Source organism: Methanococcus voltae PS, assembly GCF_024807035.1.
GTDB classification, from domain to species: domain Archaea; phylum AGJL01; class Methanococci; order Methanococcales; family Methanococcaceae; genus Methanococcus; species Methanococcus voltae.
In genome coordinates this window covers 510,163-516,735 of the sequence record NZ_JANUCQ010000002.1, presented here as the reverse complement: position 1 = coordinate 516,735, position 6,573 = coordinate 510,163, and the positions used below count along the sequence as shown (strand labels likewise).

3 protein-coding genes and 2 tRNA genes are annotated in these 6,573 nt (G+C 29.8%); 3 read left to right on the top strand and 2 right to left on the bottom strand.

From position 1 onward, the window contains the following. Window positions 1-10: 10 nt before the first annotated feature. Window positions 11-89, top strand: a tRNA-Met gene (locus M2325_RS05615). Between the two features lie 83 nt (window positions 90-172). Further along, a tRNA-Met gene (locus tag M2325_RS05610) sits at window positions 173-251 on the top strand. 213 nt (window positions 252-464) lie between these two features. Here M2325_RS05610 and M2325_RS05605 read toward each other — a convergent pair. After that, window positions 465-2,210, bottom strand: a complete 1,746-nt coding sequence (locus M2325_RS05605) for an S-layer protein (protein ID WP_259051870.1) — start codon at window positions 2,208-2,210, stop codon at window positions 465-467. 755 nt (window positions 2,211-2,965) lie between these two features. After that, a complete protein-coding gene (locus M2325_RS05600) occupies window positions 2,966-5,479 on the bottom strand; it encodes a DNA polymerase I (RefSeq protein WP_259051868.1) in 2,514 nt (837 codons plus the stop codon). Window positions 5,480-5,915: 436 nt separating this feature from the next. Between M2325_RS05600 and M2325_RS05595 the strand changes: the two genes are divergently transcribed. Next, window positions 5,916-6,566 carry a LeuD/DmdB family oxidoreductase small subunit gene (locus M2325_RS05595; protein ID WP_259051858.1) on the top strand — a complete coding sequence of 217 codons (651 nt, stop codon included), beginning with the start codon at window positions 5,916-5,918 and terminating at the stop codon, window positions 6,564-6,566. Window positions 6,567-6,573: the final 7 nt, after the last annotated feature.

Sequence of the window (6,573 nt, the reverse complement as noted above, 5' to 3'; positions counted from 1 at the left end):
AAAGAACATTAGCGAGGTAGGGTAGCCAGGCCTATCCCGTCGGGCTCATAACCCGAAGATCGGACGTTCAAATCGTCCCCTCGCTACCATTTTTACTAAATAGAAATACAAAGAATAACATAGAAATAAACAATAAAATAAAATAATACGAAATATAATACAAAAGAACATTAGCGAGGTAGGGTAGCCAGGCCTATCCCGTCGGGCTCATAACCCGAAGATCGGACGTTCAAATCGTCCCCTCGCTACCATTTTTATTTTAGGCAACTTAATTTGTACATTTCAATATATTAATATATTATTATATTATTTTAACACCAAAAATATGATTATATCAAAATATTATTTTTAAACTCTTAATATCTATATATTTAAATAAAACAATATAAAAAAGTAAAATAAAAAAAGTGGGAAAAATCCCACTTTTAATATTGGTTGAAAAATTATAGTTTGAATAATTCAAATTATAACATTTCGATTAATGCGTTAGCAGCTTCTGCTGTTGCAGCTCTGTCGCCACCAGCTACTACTAATACATCGTTACCGTTTGCAGCACCAGCTACTACAGCTAATGTTGCAGGTGATTCAACTGTCATTTCTATTTTTCCAGCGTCAGCTAATTCTTTTGTTAAAGCGTTAGCTACAGGACCACCAACTAAGATTAATTTTTTGTTAGCAGCATCTAATGATACTTCTGTATCTAATACAGCTAATGGTGCTTTGAATGCTACAGGAGCTTTAGCGTCAGCCATTACTTCTGATAAGGTAATGTCTGAGTTTAATACTGTAACTTTTTGACCAGCAGCTAATGTTGCTTCTTTGGTTTCATCCATTGAGAAGAACAAGTTTAATTTTGTATCTTCTTTGTCTTCATCATCTAATTCAAGTTCAGCGTATTTTGCAATTTTGATTGCTTTTCCTGATTTGAAGTTATCTTCTTCGTCACCAACATATTGTAAACCAATACCGTATGTATTATCTTTTGTGATTTTATCGTCAGAGAGTGTCATTTTTGAATCTTTGGTGTTATCTGTAGTTGTGTCTTTTTCAATTGTAACAACTTCCCAGTCTGGTATGTATTCTTCACCAAGTTCTAAAGCAATAACATCTTTTGTGATTAAGGTGCTTCCGTAACCATAGTCTTGACCAACGTTTTCCCATGCTTCGTTAACTACAATACCAATGTTTCCTGGTGTGTATATCATTTTCAATGCGCTTGTTGCACTAACTTTATCGAATTTTTCAGCAACTACTTTTCCATCTTTCATTAATTGTAAGCTGATTTTGTATTCGTCACCAGATTTTAAGATAGCTACAACTTTTAATTCGTAACCGTCACCGATGTTGTAGGTGTCGCCTTCTTTTAAAACTCCATCGAATACTTCTTTACCTAAGTATACAATGTCGTCATCTGTATCTAATTTAACTAAAGCGTATTCTTCACCTAAGAATGGTAATCTGTTACCTTCTTTTAAAACTTGTGTAGCTCTTTGGAAGTCTTCGTTATCGTCATCGTATGCAATTGAAGCATATAATACACCATCTTCATCAACGGTTAATGATTTACCGTCATCGTTTGAAGCAACTGTAGCCATTAACATCTCTACTGCGTCACCATCTTGGTCGTAGTAGTCTTTGGTTGCTACGTCTGCAGCTTTATTTTTATCAGCGTACCAGTCTGATGGGTCAATGTCTTTAACAACTGATAATGTGCTTAAGTCTCCTAATGAAACAGCAGCAGCTAATTTTGCCTGGTCGTATAATACGTTATCAGCAATGTTTGCAAATCCTGTTGTTGCGTTTATTAAAGCATCTGAATAATCACTATCAGCAGCAGCAACTACAAATGCTTCTTTACCTGCATCTAATTCCGTAAAGTCGTTTGTACCGTTTGTCAATAAGCTTTTTAAGTTAGCATCGTCTGATTCTGCTGATGCTTTAACTGTTAATTTTGCTGAACCTGAAGCAGCTTCTCCTTCTTTGAACATCATTGAGCCAACTTTTGCAGCTACGTTTGCAGCTGAAACAACGTCAGCAGCAGCAGCTGTTGAACCTACTACGATATCTGCGGTTGGTTCACCGTTGTCTATTACTTTAAATCCTTCTACGTCACCGATTTTTTCTACAGCGAAAACGCCTGTAGCTAATGCTGAAGCTACCATAGCGCTACCTGCAGCAATTGCACCGATTTTTTTTAAGCTCATTGCCATTGTAATGCACCTTTTGTTTTTATTTTTGTATTATTTTTTAGGTTTTGTATTTCCGGTAGTAATCAATAAGTTGTTAAACTTTTAAATTGTAATTAGTATTTAATTTAAAATTACTACCATAATACTAAATTTTTAGTATTTTTCTATATTTATAGTTATTTGTTGGTAACATACTCGAAAGTATATCTTCTTAAACGAGTAGTCAATACTCGTATAAATAATATATGATATTATTTTTATTACTTTCGAAATTGTTCTACCACTTTACAAACATATGGTATAAATATAGTCACAAATTGATAATTAATTTGATAAATTTATTAATAATTATAAATATAATCTATGTCATCGATAATGACTATTTTTGAAACTTTATACTTTTTGAAAGTAATTTAATAACTTACTTACAATTTTATAAGTTACAAGTTCACAAGTCACCACGTCTTCTGACAAATAGTACTATGCCTATCTTGATATATATACCTTACCATTTAATACGGTCTCTGAAACCGTTTCACGACGTATAAAACCCAAAAAAAACTAATTTTTAAAAAAGAGCGATAAAAAAAAGATTAGAACTATTAAAAAAAGGTTGCAAATTTTTGCAACTTTTTTAAACGATTTTAAAGATACATTGATTTATCCAAATATTTATAAAATTTTATAAAAATTTATAATATTCAATAATTAATTAAAGTTATTTTTAATAATTTTAATAATTAGTTTAATAACTTTTTAACATTTTCATAAATTTTTTACATAAATTGGTCGAGTTTAAACTGCTTACCTGAATTTTTCAATTCATCTTCCGAAATTCCCAAAGACTCCATAATCCTAATAACGGGTGGTAAAACCTGATTGTCAATGTAGTAATTAATATCATAATCGCCAGCATACTCTAATAGTTCAGCTCTTTCACTAATTGAACGGCTACCTTTGACAATTATATAACTTATAACATCCCCTACTCGGACTGAATCACCACGCTGCTTTATTTTTTTAGCTACTTCAATATGTGGTGCAGTTGACTTATATTCCTCAATATTTTTAGTTAATTGAGTATGTATAAGCAAATCATTTTTATCAATATTTCCTTTTTTCAAATTATCAATCGTATTTTTAATAATTTTTTTAGCTAAATTAACGTCACCATCTTCCAATAGTGCTCTAATAACGGCTTGTTGAGTATCTTTAGCAATGTTTGACCAATCTCGTCTTACAACTTCCAAACCTTTTACTACAATATGCCCGTCATCTTCGATTAACGCATATTTCTTTTTTGTAACGAATAACCCTCTTTTAAAATGTCCTTCAAATTCTAATTCCATACCTTCTGGTAATTCTTCATTAATTCCTTTTAAGAACTTTTTAGTTAATATTATCAATTCTTCTTTTGATAATTTAGGTAAATTAGATAATTTATCAGATTTATCATTTTCTTCTTTTTTACCTTTTTGAAGTTTATCATAATCCCATTTTGCATAAAAACCATCGGTATCTGCATAAATTACCTTAAATCCAAATTCTTCTGCTTTTTCAATGGTTTCTTGAATATATTTTCTACCAAGTCCTGTAACCATTTCCGCACATTTATCCGAGTACCAGCGAGCCATCGGGAATGCTAAATAACCATAATGGCTATTTGCAAGCACTTTAATGGATTTTTGCTCATGTTCTAATCTACTATATTCTTCATCAAACTCATTTTTTTGAATTTTATCTTTTAATAGCATTTTAATATGTTTTCTTCGACTTAATAATTCATTAAGGGTTTTAGGAATTATCCCAAGCTCCATATTTTCTCGTTCTTTTTCCTCGTAAATGACCGTTTCAGGGCTTATATTATGGCTTATCAATATTGAAGGATATAGACTCATAAAGTCAAGTGAAACGATATCTTCTTGAATACCTTTTAGTGGTTCTCTAACATAACCACCTTCGTAAGAGAATTTGGCACGTTCTCTGTAACTTGAACTTGAAGGACGGTTTGGAGAAATCATATTTTGTTCAAAAGACCGTTTAAGTAATAAAAATTCCACCATTTGGCTACTATTCATTCTACTAGTATCATACAAGGGCTGATTAACTATTCTAGAGAACATTATTTCAAGTGGTAAGAAGTAATTCCCCATTTTATAGGTATATAGTGCATCTTCATAGGCATATCTCAGCAATGTAGTATCTTCGGTTTCCCACATTTTTGGAATATCGCCATAATCGACAGCTTCTTTGTTTATTTTAAATAATTCCTGTACTACATTCTCTAATTTATATTTGGTAAGATTTAATAATTTTCTAGCTATTGGGTAGAGGTCAATGTGGATAATTCCTGGAATTTTACTCTTTCTATTGATTCCCCCTTTTGAAATTTTTATGATTTGAGGTTGTTGAGAATTCGAAGCATTGTCAAAATCTAATTCAATTTCATAAATGTTTGCTCTTTTCTTTAAATATGGGAAATCAAAATTATCTCCATTATACGTATATATTACGTCATATTGTTTCAAAATTTCAATTGTTTTTTGAATCAATTCTTTTTCATCTTTTACGTAATCCACACATCCATTATATTCCGAATTTTCAAATTTTTTATAGGTAATTACTTTTTGGTAGTCTTTAGAGAATAAATTAACCATTATAATAGGGTCTTTCTTTGCATTTGGTTCTTTTTTACAATATAGTTCCATATCAAAGGCGATACAATTTAATTCTGGAATACTGTTGTCTATCTTATTATCTTCGGAATATTTTGCCGATGGTACAATATCTTGGTCAATCATATATCTCCTTAAAAAAGGAATGTCAAATTCATAGGACTTTCCAAATTCTTTAAAGTATTCTCTTATTATTTTCACGTGATTAGGATATTTTACATAGACTTTACATATTTTTCGTTCTTTTTTATTTTTAAAATCACTTACTTCTGAAATATCCTTTCCATTCAAAATATAATCAGAATAAACAATTTTTTCAATAATTTCTATGTTTGTTATTAAATCCTGAACTTTTAAGGATGTATTATTTTCAAATTCAGGTTCTAATTTTTTTAAATCAATTTCTTGATTTAGGCCATCTAAATAATCGTAAATTTCTTTTGGTTCTGATGTATCTACATAGAAATAAGGTTTAAACTCACATTCTTTTTGTAAATTTATTTCGGGTTTTTTTAGTCCACAATTTTTGTAATACATATCAATACAAAGGTCTTTGGAATTATAATCTAAATCCATAAGTATTTTTTTAGATAATGTTTCTATTTCTTTTTCCATAAATTCACCAATAAATAAGATAATAAACAATAATAAACAATATACGCTGTAATAATGTGATAAACACAGCACGTATGTTAATTTGACAAGTCACAATTACAATAAATTTGCTACTTTTAACAATATTAATTATTAATAGTAGGAATTCATATTTTAGTATCAAAAATTAAAATTAAAATTAAAATCATAATTAACATAATAAAATCATATTATAATTATGCTTACAATCCTAATACAAATATACTAATTTATAATATCATGATAAATTATATTATTCTTACTTCTTTATTAATTGCTTATGTTCAATTTTGAACAAGATAACAATTAGTATTTGTATATATTATTACGCTCTAGTTTAGCACATATTTAGCACATATATTGTCAATAAACTAAATAACTAAATCATTAATTTCTAAATGTTTATTTTGGTGATTCTATGGAAAAAAATAGCACGTATAACAAACTTAAAAGCCAAAAAATAGAAGAATTATACGCTAATGGTTTACCTTCAAAGATAAGTGGGAAAGCACACATTTTTGGAGACGATGTCGATACCGACGCAATTATACCAGGCGCTTATTTAAGAACAACAGACCTCTACGAGTTGGCATTGCATTGCATGGCAGGTATTGATGAGGATTTTCCAAATAAAACCGCTAACGGTGATGTAATTATCGCAGGCGACAATTTTGGTTGCGGAAGTTCAAGAGAGCAAGCCCCTGTTGCAATAAAGTACTGTGGTATCCAAGCAATAATCGCAGAGAGTTTTGCAAGAATTTTCTATAGAAATTGTATAAATTTGGGAATAATTCCAATAGAATGCAAAGGAATTAAAAAAATCATGGACACTATAACTAATTTAAAAAAATCTAAAAACGAAAACGAAAGCCAAAAAGAAAATTCAAAAATGGATATATCAGTGGAAGTAGATTTTGAGAATAAAAAAATATATATAAATAATAAAGATATTGAAGAATATCCTATAAAAAACGAAGACTTTACGAAAGTAACTTGTATCTTTCCAAAAGGTAAAACAATGGATATATTGAGCAAAGGTGGACTTGTAGGTTACGCTAAATCTCAATAAATTAAAA